The sequence below is a fragment of the Paenibacillus sp. FSL L8-0494 genome, from assembly GCF_038003695.1.
GTDB lineage: Bacteria > Bacillota > Bacilli > Paenibacillales > Paenibacillaceae > Paenibacillus_AQ > Paenibacillus_AQ odorifer.
The window spans coordinates 6,144,163-6,160,791 of sequence record NZ_JBBOPQ010000001.1; the positions used below are offsets into that span (position 1 = coordinate 6,144,163).

The 16,629-nt window shown below is 41.2% G+C and carries 14 protein-coding genes and 1 riboswitch; of the genes, 1 reads left to right on the plus strand and 13 read right to left on the minus strand.

Features of this window, described 5'->3' with window-relative positions; all coding sequences use genetic code 11:
• Positions 1-7 precede the first annotated feature (7 nt).
• From ahpC to NYE35_RS27710, 6 genes are all read right to left on the minus strand, one after another.
• Positions 8-571, minus strand: a complete 564-nt coding sequence (ahpC, locus tag NYE35_RS27685; RefSeq protein WP_036681373.1) for an alkyl hydroperoxide reductase subunit C — start codon at positions 569-571, stop codon at positions 8-10.
• Positions 572-820: 249 nt separating this feature from the next.
• Positions 821-1,699 carry an aminoglycoside phosphotransferase family protein gene (locus NYE35_RS27690; protein WP_076273178.1) on the minus strand — a complete coding sequence of 293 codons (879 nt, stop codon included), beginning with the start codon at positions 1,697-1,699 and terminating at the stop codon, positions 821-823.
• A gap of 93 nt (positions 1,700-1,792) precedes the next feature.
• The gene (locus NYE35_RS27695) at positions 1,793-5,326 is read right to left on the minus strand and encodes an alpha-amylase family glycosyl hydrolase (RefSeq protein WP_094902388.1); all 3,534 of its coding nucleotides are present in this window, start codon (positions 5,324-5,326) and stop codon (positions 1,793-1,795) included.
• Between the two features lie 253 nt (positions 5,327-5,579).
• Complete coding sequence (locus tag NYE35_RS27700; protein ID WP_076099896.1) at positions 5,580-6,566, minus strand: phosphotransferase; 987 nt, start codon at positions 6,564-6,566, stop codon at positions 5,580-5,582.
• Positions 6,567-6,651: 85 nt separating this feature from the next.
• Positions 6,652-8,394: a phosphomethylpyrimidine synthase ThiC gene (gene thiC, locus NYE35_RS27705; protein ID WP_038573398.1), complete on the minus strand. Its 1,743-nt coding sequence runs from the start codon at positions 8,392-8,394 to the stop codon at positions 6,652-6,654.
• 102 nt (positions 8,395-8,496) lie between these two features.
• Positions 8,497-8,606, minus strand: a riboswitch (TPP riboswitch).
• 69 nt (positions 8,607-8,675) lie between these two features.
• Complete coding sequence (locus tag NYE35_RS27710) at positions 8,676-10,727, minus strand: beta-galactosidase (protein WP_038573399.1); 2,052 nt, start codon at positions 10,725-10,727, stop codon at positions 8,676-8,678.
• A 170-nt stretch (positions 10,728-10,897) separates the two neighbouring features.
• Between NYE35_RS27710 and NYE35_RS27715 the strand changes: the two genes are divergently transcribed.
• Positions 10,898-11,731 carry a helix-turn-helix transcriptional regulator gene (locus NYE35_RS27715; RefSeq protein ID WP_052097339.1) on the plus strand — a complete coding sequence of 278 codons (834 nt, stop codon included), beginning with the start codon at positions 10,898-10,900 and terminating at the stop codon, positions 11,729-11,731.
• A gap of 55 nt (positions 11,732-11,786) precedes the next feature.
• Here the strand turns inward: NYE35_RS27715 and NYE35_RS27720 are convergent, their stop codons facing one another.
• The 7 genes from NYE35_RS27720 to NYE35_RS27750 form a co-directional block, all read right to left on the minus strand.
• Positions 11,787-12,311 carry a hypothetical protein gene (locus tag NYE35_RS27720; protein WP_038573400.1) on the minus strand — a complete coding sequence of 175 codons (525 nt, stop codon included), beginning with the start codon at positions 12,309-12,311 and terminating at the stop codon, positions 11,787-11,789.
• 30 nt (positions 12,312-12,341) lie between these two features.
• Positions 12,342-12,842, minus strand: a complete 501-nt coding sequence (locus NYE35_RS27725) for a hypothetical protein (protein WP_094902386.1) — start codon at positions 12,840-12,842, stop codon at positions 12,342-12,344.
• Positions 12,843-13,199: 357 nt separating this feature from the next.
• Positions 13,200-13,988, minus strand: a complete 789-nt coding sequence (locus tag NYE35_RS27730; protein WP_094902384.1) for a helix-turn-helix domain-containing protein — start codon at positions 13,986-13,988, stop codon at positions 13,200-13,202.
• Positions 13,989-14,407: 419 nt separating this feature from the next.
• The gene (locus tag NYE35_RS27735; RefSeq protein WP_076296443.1) at positions 14,408-14,779 is read right to left on the minus strand and encodes an iron chaperone; all 372 of its coding nucleotides are present in this window, start codon (positions 14,777-14,779) and stop codon (positions 14,408-14,410) included.
• Positions 14,780-14,837: 58 nt separating this feature from the next.
• Positions 14,838-15,272 carry a hypothetical protein gene (locus NYE35_RS27740; RefSeq protein WP_094902382.1) on the minus strand — a complete coding sequence of 145 codons (435 nt, stop codon included), beginning with the start codon at positions 15,270-15,272 and terminating at the stop codon, positions 14,838-14,840.
• Positions 15,256-15,474 carry a helix-turn-helix transcriptional regulator gene (locus tag NYE35_RS27745; protein WP_036681352.1) on the minus strand — a complete coding sequence of 73 codons (219 nt, stop codon included), beginning with the start codon at positions 15,472-15,474 and terminating at the stop codon, positions 15,256-15,258. The genes NYE35_RS27740 and NYE35_RS27745 overlap by 17 nt, the downstream gene beginning before the upstream one ends.
• A 574-nt stretch (positions 15,475-16,048) precedes the next feature.
• Positions 16,049-16,537, minus strand: coding sequence for a DUF2199 domain-containing protein (locus NYE35_RS27750; protein WP_038573408.1), 489 nt, complete (start codon positions 16,535-16,537; stop codon positions 16,049-16,051).
• Between the last annotated feature and the right edge of the window lie 92 nt (positions 16,538-16,629).

The following is a 16,629-nucleotide window of genomic DNA, read 5'->3' on the forward strand; positions in this document are numbered from 1 at the left end:
TCGCTCCTTAAATCTTACCTACAAGATCGAGACTTGGTTTAAGAGTTTCTGCACCTTCCGACCATTTCGCTGGGCAAACTTCACCTGGATGATTGCGTACATATTGCGCTGCTTTAATTTTGTTAACAAGAGCGCTAGCATCACGGCCGATACCACCAGCATTAATCTCAACAGTTTGAATAACACCGTCTGGATCAATGATGAATGTACCACGATCAGCAAGACCGTCAGCTTCGATCAATACATCAAAGTTGCGGGAAACCACATGGGAAGGATCGCCGATCATAATGTACTTCACCTTGCCAATTGCTGCGGAGCTTTCATGCCATGCTTTATGTGTAAAGTGTGTGTCAGTAGAAACGGAATATACTTCAACACCTAGTTGTTTGAGGGTTTCATATTGGTTCTGCAAATCTTCTAGTTCAGTTGGGCATACGAATGTGAAGTCAGCTGGGTAAAAGCAAACTACACTCCATTTACCTTTGAAGTTTTCTTCTGTAACATCGATAAATTTCCCATCTTGAAATGCGCTTGCTTTGAATGGTAGTACTTCTGTTCCGATTAATGACATATTGTTTAATCTCCTTTGGGTTTAATTTATGAATAGAGTGAATACTATTTATAATTATTATAATTAACCAAATTAAGGCCTGTCAAGTTATTTATAATAATTCTAATATGATAATCGTTGTCAGTCGCTAAATGTTCATACAAATTCCTTTCTTTCAGATTTAAATACAACACTTTATCATCTGACTGATGCTCATTCGTACTTATTGACTATTATGGTTTAGTTTACATGTTTTATGTAGTTCAATTTCTACAATTCGATGTCTTCTACTATTAAATTGATAATATTCAAGGATTCTTCCGCTACTGTTGGGTTAGAATATCGATTTCCATTATAGGTGATCAGTGCTTTCCATAAAGCCCACCCTCTTGCTCTATTCCACGTTTGTGCATCCATGTTTAATACCTTTTTAAAGATTCTTCTACTAGCCTCATCAAAAAAAGTCCACGCCATTGCAGCATCGCAAGCAGGATCACCCACCCCTAATATGCCAAAATCAATGACTGCACAAAGCTGTCCGTCTTTGACTAATATATTTCCAGGTGCGACATCACCATGAACCCAAACTGGTTCTGACTCCCATTCAGAGTCTAATGCCAGTTCCCAGATCTTTTTCAATAGACCTTCATTAAAAATATCTTTATTATGCTCAATCGCATTTCTAGATTCCTCATCATATACAGCTAAGGACCCACCTCTATAAAAATTATGCTCTCCGGCTAAAGGTCCCCCACTAGCATCAATAGACTGTAATTCAATTAAAAAGCTTCCCAAGTCTCTCGCAAATTGATTGAGATCATTAATGTTCTCATGGGATAAAGTCTCTCCCTCTAGCCAATTATTAATAGACCAAGGCCAAGGATATTCTTTGGTAGGTGTCCCTTTTGCTAATGGTGTTGAAATAGGTAACGTCAGTCCTTTCTTTAAAAAAGGTAACCATAGTTGTTCTTTCTCCACTTGAGGAACATAAGCGGCTGCACTTGGTAATCTCACACTCATCTGTTCACCTAAATGAAAAGTCCGATTATCATGCCCACTGAATTTTACAGACCTGATCTCTAAATCGGACCATTCAGGAAATTGTTCATTTATTAATCTTGCTACTAAATCGACGTCTATAGTATGCATAATATCTCTCCACATATATGAAATTGAAGCAACACCAGTTGCGGAATCCGGGCTGATGTTGCTTCTTTTTAACTATGAAATGGATACAAGGGTCTACTTCAGATAGGTTCCTGACTCTCCGATTCCACCACTACCGTTCAATACATATACACGCGCATTTCCTTTACCGGAGCAGTTGATTGTGATCACACCGTTGGTAACGGTTTTCGTATCACCAGTGACCGCATCCACATAAGTTCCGTTAGGAATTCCGGTGAATGTTGCATTTCCTGAGATCGTAACCAAAGCAAAGCTATCGATTCCTTTGCTACTATCAGTGTATCTTCTTTTAAATGCCAAATCACCTGATACATTTTCTGTAGAATATTGGCCTTTTTGCAAAGCAGGAACAGCTCTTCTGATTAAATTAAGTTGTCTGATATGTTTCGCCAGAGGATAATTTAACGAGTCTGCAAGTGTGCCAGTAGCATTGGTATATTTACCGTAATCTTGAACAGTAACACTACCCTCAATATGATCGCCAAAGTAAGCACGGCCTGTTGTACTTAACGGTGCATTTGGACCTACATCTATGACTGATCCTTTTTTAAACTCAATTTCAGAACCATAATAGATCGCAGGTATTCCTCGGAAGGTGAACATCAGAGCGAGATTCTCAGCCCAAGTGTCCTGTGTGCCGGCAAATCTTTGATTTTCTGGTGCCTGGTCAGGTGCATAGTCATGAGAGTCAATATAAGTTACATTCCAGGTAGCATCATTATAGAATTGATCACCGCTTCTCATACTGAATGCTTCCTGAGCAGTCTTGAAGGCCCAGTGCATTGGAAAATCAATAACATCCATACCCGATTTCATCGAATAGTCAGGCGTATGATAAGTATTTCCTGTTAAAAAAGCATTGTTCGAGGTAGGCTGTCCTGCTGTAGTAGAGTTATCTGCCCACTCTTGTTCCACCGATAGCTTGTTGGAAGCGTAATCATTTTGACCGTCACCCGGATAGGATTTTGAGCTTTTCCAAGTATAAAATGGTGTTGATATCGCGGGGATTCCACTGTTCCACACATCTCTGTACCGAGTAGCCACTTCCCCAAAGACAAAGAAGTCTGAGCCCCCTCTTGTTTTCCATGCCGGCACAAAATATTTGTTAAAAATATACCGGCTTACATGCTTTACAGTATCGACCCGGAAAGCATCCACACCCATATCAATATATTGATTATAGCTGTCGATTAGATACTGATTCACTAGAGGATTTTCTGTGTTTAAGTCCACACAGTCTCCCGCAATCTGTCCTGTCTGGACGGTATAAGACTCCCAAGAAAGACTTTTTTCCGTATGGTAAATGTTATTGTTAGTCTCCGCAGTCTTCATTAAGGCAAGTCTTGCCTGATATTGCTGATCAGGGGTCATGGAATCATAGTTAGCTGGCAGCTTATCCGTAATTTTGAGCATGTTACTCACGGTGTCCGCCGCCGCCGGATCTTTTTTGAACATCGGGAACAGATTTTCTTCTCCAAAATTACCGGTATGATTGACGACAATATCTTGAATAACCTTTATCCCTCTAGCGTGCGCCGCATTGATCAAATCCTGATAAGAAGCCCCTGCGGATTCATATCTTGGATCTATTTTTGCAAAATTAATTGCATGGTACCCATGATAATCATAACCGCTGGCATTCTGCACCACAGGTGTAATCCAGATGGCACTGAAGCCTAGGGCTTTAATGTAATCGAGCTTTTGAATCAGTCCTTTGAAATCCCCTCTCCAAGCTGGATCAGAGTCCGGATTTCCTGCCTTGGCATCCTCCCATGCATGCTCGTTGTTACTGGAATCACCGTCATAGAACCGGGAAGTGATTACAAAATAAATCGTATCTTCACGAAAATCGCCCTTATTACCAATGTTATAAACAAAACTCTGTTTGGTTTCATTTCCGGCACCATCGATCACAAGAAATTTTAAGGTTGTCGTCTTGTTAATTAAGATAGACGGTCCTGCAAGAGATGTCAGTGCATTGCCTGAGATATAGACTTTTGAACTCGTTGTTGGTTCCGTACCATTATCTGTGTAATATGCTGTAGTTGTTGCCGCCTTGTTGTCTTTTATATTAAAAGATACGGAAACCGCTGAGCTCGAATTCCCAACAGGCAGATTCGCAGTGATAATCGGAGCTTGCAAATCGGCATTCAGATCAATCACATAAGCAAAAGAGCCTACATTACCCGCTTGCCCTATAGAGTTAACGCCGAATGCTTTGATAGTCAAAGATGAAGGTACTTGGATTGGAGTCGTATACAACGTTGAGGTTGTCGTAGGTGTCGAGCCATTGGTCGTATAATAAATTTTATCGCCGCTATTTGTACTGGATAGTGTCACCGTTTGGGCAGAATCATAGGTTTTGGGCACAGGAGAGACGGTTATCACCGGAACCTTAGGAACGTCTGGATTGGCGTCATACCATACATTATCTGAGTTATACCAGCCCTCTTTTATGCTGCGAGATAAGTCAGCCGTCTGTTTGCCATTGCCGTCATTAAAGATCAGGCTTGCACCTGTAGCATTTGGAACAGTATAGCTATACCAATCGTTTCCGTCCGATTTCATCAGTATTCCCGGCCATGCTCCACTAGTCGGAACGGTTGCCGGATTCAGATTCCAGTAATGGATGCGGATCGCTGCATTCCAGCTTGCTGGTTTCTTAAAGTGAACGGTTAGCCCCGCTGAAGTTGGTGTAGGAGTTACGGTAGGTGTTGGTGTTGGCGTTGGTGTAGGAGTTACGGTAGGTGTTGGCGTCACCGTTGGTGTAGGAGCTACCGTAGGTGTTGGTGTCACCGTTGGTGTAGGAGTTACCGTAGGTGTTGGCGTCACTGTTGGGGTAGGAGTTATCGTTGGTGTTGGGGTAGCTCCGGCCGAAAGGGTCACATAGTCGATATTAATATTCCCGCTATCATCCGAGTCATATTTATAAGCAAGCGTGTTATTTCCTGCCTGTAAGGAGAGTATTTCTATTTGGTCTGCCCATGTATCCCAGTTGGCCAGGTTTGCTAATGTTGTCTGTGTAACCTTTATTCCATTGACATAAATGGACACCTTTTTTGCACTGCCAGATGCATTAGCATAGTGAAGTGTGGCATTATAGGACCCTGCTGCGGAAGACTGGACGTTAAAAGTGGTGGCTGCTCCTGTAGTTGTATATCCATCAACAAAACCAGTGCCCGAATATCCGATGTGATTCGTATTTACTTTTGCACCACCAGACAGGGATGCACTCTCTGCTTCGTATTTCCCGGCAACCGGAATAACCACCGTCCAGTTCTTCCCGCCGTTATTGTCCCAACTATCCGTTGGAGCCGTGATGTGATAACAATAAATAAGGGTGGCACCTTCCTGAACATTGAGGTTGGCGGTGAACGTGGTTCCATTTTTGGTCATCACCGTGTCCGTAGTATTAGCCCAGTTATTCGTAGTCCAATGTAAGGTCACAGCTGTCGCTGTAGGATTGGTATAGGTGACTGTATGATCCGTATTGCTGGCCGATGCTCCACCCGATAAACCAAATAAACTAAAAATGAGCGAAAAAATAATTAACCACGAAATATAACGCCTGGATTGTTTGGATACCAAGTAAATAACCTCCTCATAATTTTTAGTGCAGCTACGATTTTTATGCTTATCGTGTGGTGCAAACGTTTGCAAAAATGAGAAAAAAAGAAATACTTGATAGTTTTGATCTCCTCCTTCCATGATAAATAAGGAAAAAGCTCATTGAATGCGTTTACAAATAGCTCTATATGTGGTGGATTTTCCTTGTTAAGATTATAGGCGCCAAACTTTGGCTGGTCAATGCATCTTTTAGGCTATAATTCAATCGTTTTCACTATAAGTTCCCTAAGATAGCAGGTAAATTGTTCAGGTTCTTAGCCAGCCAATTCATTTCTTTTGCAAAACGTTTTGGAGGTACACTATGTTTGTCCATCGCGGCATTAATCCACCACGGGCTTTCCATATACCACAACAACTGCAATGATTTTGTTAAATCCCCCTGCTCCACCGTTCGTTCCTCACGATATCCGTCAATAAATGCTGAGGCTAGTGCTCCATCTAAATCTTCATCTAGAGCACATGACATCACTGCTCGCGCTACATCTAGCTGCGGATAATCATATTTGAACCGATCAAAATCTAGAATTGCAGACAATTGGCTATCTTGAAATAAAAGATTATCAACCCATAAATCACGATGTGCCCATCCAGCTTCAAGTCCTTCGAATATTTCCGGATCTATTTCTTCAGTCGCTCTTAGTTGTATCTCTAGGTCAGTGATAAGTGAGGTTTTACCCATTTCCTTTGATTGTTGTAGGAGTACATTCCAATGTTCTAAACGTTCCTCAGGGCTTTGTGGAATAAATTGTGGGGTTCTTTTCAAACTAATGGTCCCATCATTTAATAAACGATGCATTTTACCTGTGGCACGACCCAAATCAAACATTTGATGGATATTAATCTTACCCGGCTCTATGACACGGCCTTCACAATATTCCATTGCCATAAACGTTTCTCCCTGATCTGATTCCAGTAAAACATTATTGTTATAAGCCAACAATCCGGGACATGGGAGCCCCTGTAGATACAATCTTTTCTGTTGAGAAAAGGCAAAGTTCAGCTCTTCTGGGTTATACAATTTATATCTTTTTTTGTTGTATTGTTTAAGTAGAAATTGCCCTGAATCCGTTGTGATTTTCCATTTAAGATTTAACCAGCCACGTTTTATTGGGGTAGCATGAAGGACTTTCAATCCAAAAAAATGATAGAAACTATTACTTAAATCCTCTAAAATGGCTTCCTCTGAACGAATCGCTTCCATTTCATCAACTCCTATCTATTCAAAGTATAAAAGAAGAAGCCGCCAATGACGACTTCTTTTAGATATTTCTTTTTAGCAGAAAAAGTTATCTATAAATGAGGCTCCCGCCTTGGAGAAACTCTTCTGCCTTCTCTTGCATTCCTGATTCAATTCTCGTCGAATTACGGATATTATGAGAGATCTTCATACTGCAAAATTTCGGCCCGCACATGGAACAGAAATGAGCTGTTTTAGCGCCTTCCGCAGGCAATGTCTCATCATGATATTCGAGCGCTCGCTCAGGATCTAACGATAAATGAAATTGATCACGCCAACGAAATTCAAAACGGGCTTTCGAAAGAGCGTTATCCCGGTCTTGTGCTCCTTTATGCCCTTTCGCCAAATCTGCGGCATGTGCCGCTATTTTATAAGTAATGACCCCTACACGTACATCTTCCTTATTAGGCAGGCCAAGATGCTCCTTCGGAGTTACGTAACATAACATTGCTGTACCGAACCAACCAATCATCGCTGCACCTATAGCAGAGGTAATATGATCATACCCCGGCGCAATATCTGTAGTCAGTGGACCTAACGTATAAAAAGGGGCTTCGTTGCAAGTTTCAAGTTGCTTATCCATATTCTCTTTAATCAAGTGCATCGGCACATGTCCTGGACCCTCTACCATCACCTGTACATCATGACTCCAAGCCATAGCTGTTAATTCACCTAACGTCTCTAACTCGGCAAATTGTGCTTCATCATTCGCATCAGCAATCGAACCCGGACGTAATCCATCGCCTAGGGAAAAAGAAACATCGTACAGCTTCATGATTTCACATATCTCTTCAAAATGTGTATATAAAAAGTTCTCTTGATGATGCGCAAGACACCATGCCGCCATAATGGAGCCACCTCTTGAAACAATACCTGTCATACGTTGTGCCGTCAACGGGATATAACGAAGCAGAACTCCCGCATGAATGGTAAAATAGTCCACCCCTTGCTCCGCTTGCTCAATGAGCGTATCACGGTATACTTCCCACGTTAAATCTTCCGCTTTCCCATTCACTTTTTCCAAAGCTTGATAAATAGGCACCGTTCCAATAGGAACAGGAGAATTACGGATGATCCACTCGCGTGTCGTATGGATGTTTTTACCTGTGGAGAGATCCATTATATTGTCTGCACCCCAGCGGGTAGCCCATCTCATTTTCTCCACCTCTTCCTCTATGGATGAGGATACTGCGGAGTTTCCAATATTGGCATTGATCTTTACCAAAAAATTACGCCCAATAATCATTGGTTCACTCTCTGGATGATTGATATTCGCTGGAATGATGGCGCGGCCGCGGGCTACTTCATCTCTTACAAATTCCGGTGTCACATTCTCACGAATCGCAACGTATTCCATTTCCGAAGTAATAATCCCTTTGCGTGCATAATGCATTTGAGAGACATTACGCCCCTTTTTCGCTCGCAAAGGTTTTCTATGGAGCGCTGGAAACACTTCCGCCACAGCTTTTCCCGTTGCATTCCCGTTATCTTCAGGCTTCACGGTTCTTCCTTCGTACGCTTCCACATCCCCTCGTTCCTCAATCCAGCTTAGACGATTGGGCTCTAACCCCTGACGAATATCAGTATGAATATTAGCATCCGTGTAAGCCCCACTTGTGTCATAGACATGAATTGGGGCATTCTCCTCTTCGCCGTCTATGCCCGCAGTTGGACTAAGTGAGATCTCCCGCATAGGGACCTGAATATCAGACCGTGAACCCTTTACATAGACTTTTTGACTTGCTGGAAAAGCTGATAGATTGATTGGATCGTTGTTCAATTCGCTTGTCATCTCAATTCCTCCTATAAGGTGATTTGATCAAGCGGAGACGGTCTACTCCCCACACATAGAAAAGGCCACATCTGTATAAGATGCGGCCTTAGAGTAGACAAATAGAAATAGAGCTCCATTTCCTCCGCTGGCATTATCCAGATCAGGTTTGACGGTCGATAGTTATAACTATCCTCTCAGCCTGGTCCCACCAAGCTCCCGTGACTATAATTGCTACTTCAAAGTATAACCGAAAAGAGAGAATTATCCAAATCTACTCAAATGTGAGATCAATGTGTACGTTAGTATAACACCAATACCCCAAATCCTTCCAGAAGCACCTCGCCCGACAATGTTGTGCCGCTCAGTAAATCTGTTTTGGTCTCATGAAGATGGATCGTGACAGGAGTCTCACTATAATTAAGCAAAAAAGCATAACTGGAAGAAGCTCCGGTACGGACTTGCAGCTCTACCTCTTCTGGGAGCTCCAGCCAATTTGCTGGCGATTGTAGATCAATTAATTTTATGATCTCAGCCGCTGCCTGTTCGTTAAATACGGCTCCGTAATACCAAACCTCACCCTTGCCGCGACGATTTCTAGTTACCGCCGGTTTTCCCGCATAATAATCAGAGGCGTAAACCGCCATCACTTCAACCGAAGCTTCCTCTATTTTGAGAATATCATTAAAGTCATCTGCTCCTGTAACGACTTCGGTCGCGCCCGACCAGCTAATTGTTGTTGGCTGACGACTGCCCTTAACCATTGTGAATTCTTCAACTGTGATCCCGCATAGATCCTTAGCAGTACCTGGGAAAGGACGCATATAACATTGACCGCGCTCATCCTTATAGCCAGTTCTACAGCCGAAGATCAGTTTGCCGCCTTGTTGAACATATTCATCCAGCAGAGACGCTGTCTCATCTGTCATAATCGCTGGGTGAGGATAGATAAGCACGTCGTACCTTGCAAGCTCCTCCAGCGTTGTTTTTTTGCGCAGATAGAGCACGTCATTCGGGATATGCTTCCGCTGAAGAGCCTTGTACCACTCCTTATTGCTCTTCCACATAAACGGGCCATGCCAAACATCGTATTCTCCATCCCACTCATTGTCATAATCACGAACAATAGCAACGTTAGCCTGATTATGAGTACCGATAAACGCTTGACCTGCTGCTGCCAGCTCCTGACCGATCTGCCCCGCTTCCCGCACTCTCCGGTTAGGCTGATTATGATAGTCATTGATTCCATGCCAATAAATTTCATTGCCCATCGTAGCTGTCCGCCAGCGGAAATATAACACCATATCTGCCCCATGAGCGATCGACTGATAAGTCCATAACCGCATCTGCCCGGGCTTTGGAGAAGGCATATCCATCCGGTTCACCCAGCCACCCGGGCCTGACTGCTGCTCCATAATGCAGAAATTCGGGGATATCGAACGAACAACAGATAATGACAGTCCCCAGCCTCTATCATTCAGCGGATTCCGCTCATTCGGGTCATAAAAAATAGTAGAGAACTGAGGATAGGAATCATAGCTGAAGAAATCCAGCAGTTCATCCGTCATTTCATGGCTATCGAGATGACCGAACAGACCGTTCGTGGTTACCCATTGCTTAGGGGCAAGTTTACGAATGATATCCGCTTGGTTTTTGGCAAAAGAAATTGTATTGTCCGAAATAAACCGTTTTTCATCCAATGCCTGATGAGGATTGGGTTGCTTCGGTACTGGAGTCGGACGTGGAAGATAGACCTGAGACCAGTCACTATAGCTTTGATTCCAAAAAACAGCTCCCCATGCCTCGTTCAAATGCTCAAGCGTAACATATTTCTGCTGTAGCCATTCCCGGAAGGCCTTATGGTCACTCTCCGAATAAAATTCACTGATCTCACAGTTGAGCTCATTATCAATTTGCCAGCCAACTACACCCGGATGATTGCCGTAATGTTCAGCCATTTGTTCTGCAATACGTGCACACAGTTCCCGGTATTTAGGACTGCTGTAATTATAATGGCGGCGCATGCCATGCTGAAGTGTAACACCTTCGTAGGTTACATTTAATACTTCTGGATATTTATCAGTCAACCAAGCTGGAGGCGTTGCCGTCGGAGTACCAAGTACAACCTGAAGACCATATTTATGTGCTAGATCAATCGCCCGATCAAAGAGCCCGAACTGAAACTCCCCTTCTGTGGGTTCAAAAATAGACCAAGCAAACTCCCCCATCCGAATGATCGTAAAGCCGAGTTCACGCATCCGGCGATAATCGTCCTCCCACATGTTTTCTGGCCAGTGCTCCGGATAATAACAAACGCCAAGCTCGAATTTTTCAGTTGCGACAGGTTTCTTCATCATTACCTCCAAAGTATTAAAAATATGCTTTCAATATTTTATAATTCTATTGTAGTATCAATGATAAGAGGTCTTATATAACAAAATATTGCTATCATATAACAATCTTGCGTTTATTGCCTTAATCCAACTTGCGCTCTGTTGCGCTACAGAAATGGGTGCTGCCAAACATGAAGAAACAATGGTATTTGCCGACACCGGCTTTTTCAAAATATGTCTGTTATCCTGAATTTTTGGGACATTACACTCACTTTCCACAACATACAGAGAGAAGAAGCGAAGGGTTTCTGGGGAGTTATAACCTGCATTTGATCTTTGGTGGGGAGGGTTATGTATTCCATGAGGGCGAACGTATTCCGATGAGTAGAGGACGAGGTTTTCTGTACCCAAAAGGGGCTTATCAGCAATACGGCTCTGACCCAGGCGAGCCTTGGGATGTCCGATGGGTTCATTTTAATATTGAAATCGTCCTCCCCTTATTAGAGGAAGTGGACCAGTCCCGTGCATACCTGTTCACTTTTGATTTGGATGCTAAGCTGGACGAGCTATTCGAGGAAATGTACCTACTGAGCGCTTCCTACGTGACCCGTAGCGAGCCAAGACTATCTGCTCTGCTGTATGAGCTTCTAGTTAAATTGCTGCAGAACTCCGAGCCGCTTCACGGCTCAGTACCGCACGAGGTTAGACAGTCCATCCGGAGTGCTGCAGATATCATTCATGTCGAATGTGCCAGCCCTTGGTCTCTGGAATCGATGGCAAGATTGACCGGGTACAGCAGCTATCATTTTCTAAGGCTGTTCCGGGTGGTTATGGGCAAAACTCCAAACCGTTATTTAACCGATTGTCGGCTGGCTAAAGCCAAGCTTTTACTGGTTTCCACAGGACTCTCCATTGCTCAGGTTGCGACTCAGTCCGGTTTTGCCCAATCCAGCTATTTTATTAAAGTGTTCAGAAGGTTTGAAGGCATGTCTCCTGTGAAATACCGGCAGGCTTTTGGGGCGTAGACGATCTTCCTTCAGTCCGTAGAGATTCAATCTTAGTCTCTTGGACTTATCACCCTTAAAGATCATCCTTAAGAGAAATTTCACTCTCAATATCTAAACTTATTGTTTCGGAATGAATCTCCCCTTCATTATCATTCCATGTAATAGATAAAGTGGTGTTTTCATAATTTTGTCTATTTTTATTTAATTCGTCATACGAATACGGACCTGTTATAGACCCGATATCAGTGTTACTTAATATTGAAACGGGTCCATCCGTTGACCTAGCTTCATTTACAAGAACTGTTTCATCCTTATTATTAGTGTTTTTTTCATTGACTTCATACTTATAATAGCTACTATTCACTAAAGCGCTTGGGTCTCCCTTGAACACTAACTTCCCATGTCCCCGTAAAATTTTGCTAGATGAAATTATTATTTTGTAATCTAAAACATCCCATGTATCCCCTGTACCCTTAAGCGTATATACTTGAACACCAGTGTTTAAATTTGTTTCGACCTCTTTATTGAAATATAAATAACTCCATATCGCATTCGAAATAATAACCACAGCTACAAGTACTAGGATTAGTTTTTTCATATCTGCTCCTTTATAAATACTCCCAAACCTTTATTTATATCTTAAATTCCACTCCTTAGACCATTTCGGGAAAGCTTCTCCGGTCAATTCTTCGAGTGTTTTTCCATCAATGGTGTAAACCCAACCCATATGTAATTCATCGAAATCAGGAAAACTATAGCCTCCTATCACTTCATCGTCTGCTTCTAGCAGAAAAATCAGGGTTTGTTTTTTTGTATTATCCTTCTCATTATCTAAGGGGTGGTTTTTAACGATTAACTTACTTGTAGTTATTTCCTTACCTATATAATCGATTGGATCAACACTTTGAACACTCCAATATTGTATGTATGGCATTTCCGTCAGCAGTTTTTTATCTAATAAATATTCAGAAACAATTCCTTCATTACTAATGATCAGATAGCCCATATCGGTAATAAATTGTTCAGCTTTGCTATATTCTTTTTTTGAATTATCGCTAATTTCCTCATCACTACATCCCAATAAAAAGATTAAGAATAACGGAACTATGATTGTCCTTAATTTTTTCATAGGTTCTCTCCTTGCATTGTTTATTATCTCCGCGATAGCCCCATAGATTAATCTTGTTGTATGAATTTAGTATCATCAAACTCTTTAGCGTCTTATAGGCTCTCCATTCCACGCTGCTCTTCTAATTGTTATACCGTCTGACTTCATAAAATAAGTTTTAAACTGACCCTAGAAATTGAAACAGCGACAGCAATGGACGAGAAAATAAAATCCTAGACTTTCGCTGTTTCATTGAACTAAAGTTCCCCATTAACATAATATTCCTTAACTTATTTGCTTTCTTAATCAGGATTCGTTATATATTGTTAACAATAGACATCTGCCAAATATTATACATTGATTCAAGAGCCTAACTTATTATTCTGCCAACTTTTTTCTTATTTTTCTCCAAAAGCCGTCATTCCTCCGATTAATATGCTTCTCATTGTAGATCAGCAGACTATAGGAGGACAACAAAGTAGATGTTCGAATAATTACATATGTGCCTATAGTAATCAAAATGACGCAAATAGGATAATAAGGAATTAACACGCCTTTGGAGATCCCCTTTCTCTCTAGCAAAAAGCCCATTCCACCTACCGCCAACATGCCAGCACCCACAATGATCACAGCTGCGTACCTACTCTTCAATCTATTCAAACGTTCTGTTAATTGCTTCACATAACCTTGATCCAGCATAAGAGCCTCTTTATCCAGCACATGGTACCTTTCCTCGTCTTTCAGTATGGCGGACACAAGAACAACGACACCCGCTGCCGCCAACAAAATGATAATAAGAAAAGAATAAATGACTTGTTCCTTCCGAAGCATCAAATACGGCAAAAAAGACATAATTAGAAGGCACACACCTGTCGCAATGCGATTGGATGACTTTCGCTGATGAATCAAATACCCTTCCGCCATCTCTTGGCTGACATAATACCCACGCTCTTCAACGCCGCCCTTTACCTCGCCCTCCTTTAGCAAATAATCAATGGACACCTCGAACAGGTTTCCAATCATTAGCAATTTTTCGGTTTCGGGGTACCCCTGTCCGTTTTCCCACTTGCTGACTGCCTGTCTGGTTGTGCACAGTTTTTCGGCCAGCACTTCCTGGGAATAACCTTTTTCTTTTCTAAGTTGCAACAATTTTTCACTGAAAGACATTTGCTTGCTCTCCTTTGCTATATCTTGCCTTAATTATAGAAAAACAATGGAGTCTATGCTATATGATTGAGGTTGCGTTTACGACACTTGCAGTTGCAAATGCGTAATACATTTTCTTCTGACATCTAGAATCGCAGCAATACCCTGACCTCTTAAACGTTTCCGCGTTCAGGAATACTAGTGGCTTAGAGCGTTCCAGCACCGAGTCATAGTCTTAGCCTCCTAGGATTGTCTCCGCATAACAGGTTGAACTAACGTGTATAAATTCGCTTTCAACATTCCATCCACCTTCCAAAATATTGAATATTTTGTGCTGAGAATTCAAATAAAAAAGACAAATCACGTATTAAAGTGACTTGTCCTACGGTGCTTCCACATATAAATTTGCTTAAAATGAATTGAACGCTAAATAATACGTTTTATTTCCGCCAAAAAGTTGAACAGTCTGCCTTATCCAAAATATTAAACTCGATCATTTTTTCAAGTAATGAGAAATCAACTGGACTTTCCCACCGGATGCGTAACAACTGCTTGGTGTGATCATAACCTGCCTGCACAATTTCATCAGAAAAACGATTAATTCCTGCAATTTCAGGGGCAACCGCCAAATGATGTTTGGATACACTAAAGCCAATAATAAAAGTATCGTGATCGGTAAACATAGGCTGATTCCACGCAACTTTTGGCTTTAAATCAGTGAATTTTCTGGCTACCCAAGTCAAAACTTCTTCCATTCTTTCCCGATGTTGCGGGTTATCAATTTGCGCTAAATATTCTGCAAATACTTCCATGTCATTCTCTCCTAAAAAAATATTTTCAAATGGTCTAATTGATGTTACGTCACTCCAATTACATTCTCTTAGCATAATAATTAAACAGGAAGATTCCTAAGGAGATTTGAAAAACAAAAACACCACATAACACAGTGACTACAGTTTGATCTACTCCCATTAAACTAAATACAACAGTTAGAGCCATTAGGATGTAAAAGTTAACAATATTAGTTTTCCAACCGGCTTTTTCTCTTATTCTTATTTTCCGTTCGTCATTAGCCTCAATTTTACTCATTCTAACTTTCTCATCATTTTTTACTTTGTTCTGAGGCTTATTAAGCCATAACGAATACCCCATATTTCCTACTCCAAGCACTGCAAGGACTGAACCCACACCAATGAGCAAACCGGAAATTCCTTTTAGCTTCTCGTCAGTTAAAATAAATCCACCCATATAAACCATAATAGCACCTGCAATTGTTAAGAGCACCCATTTACTTGCCGTTTTCATTACCCAGCTCCTCCTCGTAAATGAAAATATCTTCAATACTCATTTCAAAAAATCGCGCAATCTTAAATGCAAGAATGATGGATGGGTTATACCGGCCATTTTCAAGTGAACCAATCGTTTGCCTGGATACTTCCAATTTATCCGCTAGTTCTTCTTGTTTAATACCTTTTTCTTTTCTAATCTCTTCAAGCCTGTTTTTCAATATCTTACCTCCTGAAGCAATTATGGAAAGTTAACTTTCCGTAAGAATAACACATTGAAGTGTGTATGTAAAGCTAACTTTCCATCAGCTGAAATTGATTGCAATTTAACCCGTGATCTTTATAGGTGTAATGATTTAGGGCACGCCTTGTTGATACTACATCTGTAGAATTGGGCATGAAAAAACGCCACCCGCTAACTCCCTAATAGGAGTACGGGGTGACGTTGAGTGTTTTACGGGCGAAAACTTATGAAAGAAAAGTTCAGTTAGCTTAGCCTGCCTCAAGAATATACCCTCCGAAAGTTTGCCTTTTTAATAAAAAAGTCCCGATGATTATTCACATCATCGGGACTAACGTGTCATTGTCAGCAGAAAATAAAATATTAGACTGTCTCTGTTTCATTGAACAAAAGTCTCCTGTTAGCTTAAACGACATTACGCACCGAGTTTAGCCTTGCAGGGTTGTCTGCTAATTACGGTTCACCGAAAATCCTTAGCAGACCAAGCAGAGCGGCGTAGATATGATTTAATAAGATGTCGGCAGCTTCTTCGACTATACTTTCAAATTCTTCTCTTACTGACTATGATTTATTAAATGAGCAATTTCTTTAACTCTCTCCATTGTAATTCCTTCTCTTTGTTCAACTGCAAGTTGATGATTCGTTTGTTCTAATTCTATTAACGGAACAGCACCAACCTCTTGTGTATGCACCATTGTCTTTAACGATAATGTAGTTATTGGATATATTGAAAGTTCAGTCGATAACCAACCAAAATAAGGTTCTTCCGTCTCCCTTCCTTCTACGTGCAATAATTCATTAGACTTCAGAAAGTTTTCTTCACTAAGAGAAACCCACACACTCCATATAAATTTCTCTTTGCTATCAATTATTGGTATTTCAATATGTCCTCTAATAAAGAAATGCTGTTCATCAATTACACAAAAATCTCTAATTAATTCTGTTCTTTTCTCTTCTGGTACAGTGTAAAAATAATATGGTGCTTCACTTCCGTAACATAAAGGAAGTTCACTTAATTCGTTGTTACAGTGAGGGCATTTCATGTTTTCTGCTCCTTATAGTTTCTCGCCGATTTCTTATAACGTCTTATTTGGGAACTTTGTGATAATTCCATCTGTTGAGTATTCGCGAAATT

Bases quoted from the DNA above. Each gene is read 5' to 3' on its own strand.
- ahpC (WP_036681373.1), bottom strand. From the start codon at position 571: ATGTCATTAATCGGAACAGAAGTACTACCATTCAAAGCAAGCGCATTT.
- NYE35_RS27750 (WP_038573408.1), bottom strand. From the start codon at position 16,537: ATGAAATGCCCTCACTGTAACAACGAATTAAGTGAACTTCCTTTATGT.
- NYE35_RS27725 (WP_094902386.1), bottom strand. From the start codon at position 12,842: ATGAAAAAATTAAGGACAATCATAGTTCCGTTATTCTTAATCTTTTTA.
- NYE35_RS27735 (WP_076296443.1), bottom strand. From the start codon at position 14,779: ATGGAAGTATTTGCAGAATATTTAGCGCAAATTGATAACCCGCAACAT.
- NYE35_RS27700 (WP_076099896.1), bottom strand. From the start codon at position 6,566: ATGGAAGCGATTCGTTCAGAGGAAGCCATTTTAGAGGATTTAAGTAAT.
- NYE35_RS27730 (WP_094902384.1), bottom strand. From the start codon at position 13,988: ATGTCTTTCAGTGAAAAATTGTTGCAACTTAGAAAAGAAAAAGGTTAT.
- thiC (WP_038573398.1), bottom strand. From the start codon at position 8,394: ATGACAAGCGAATTGAACAACGATCCAATCAATCTATCAGCTTTTCCA.
- NYE35_RS27720 (WP_038573400.1), bottom strand. From the start codon at position 12,311: ATGAAAAAACTAATCCTAGTACTTGTAGCTGTGGTTATTATTTCGAAT.
- NYE35_RS27710 (WP_038573399.1), bottom strand. From the start codon at position 10,727: ATGAAGAAACCTGTCGCAACTGAAAAATTCGAGCTTGGCGTTTGTTAT.
- NYE35_RS27740 (WP_094902382.1), bottom strand. From the start codon at position 15,272: ATGAAAACGGCAAGTAAATGGGTGCTCTTAACAATTGCAGGTGCTATT.
- NYE35_RS27715 (WP_052097339.1), top strand. From the start codon at position 10,898: ATGAAGAAACAATGGTATTTGCCGACACCGGCTTTTTCAAAATATGTC.
- NYE35_RS27690 (WP_076273178.1), bottom strand. From the start codon at position 1,699: ATGCATACTATAGACGTCGATTTAGTAGCAAGATTAATAAATGAACAA.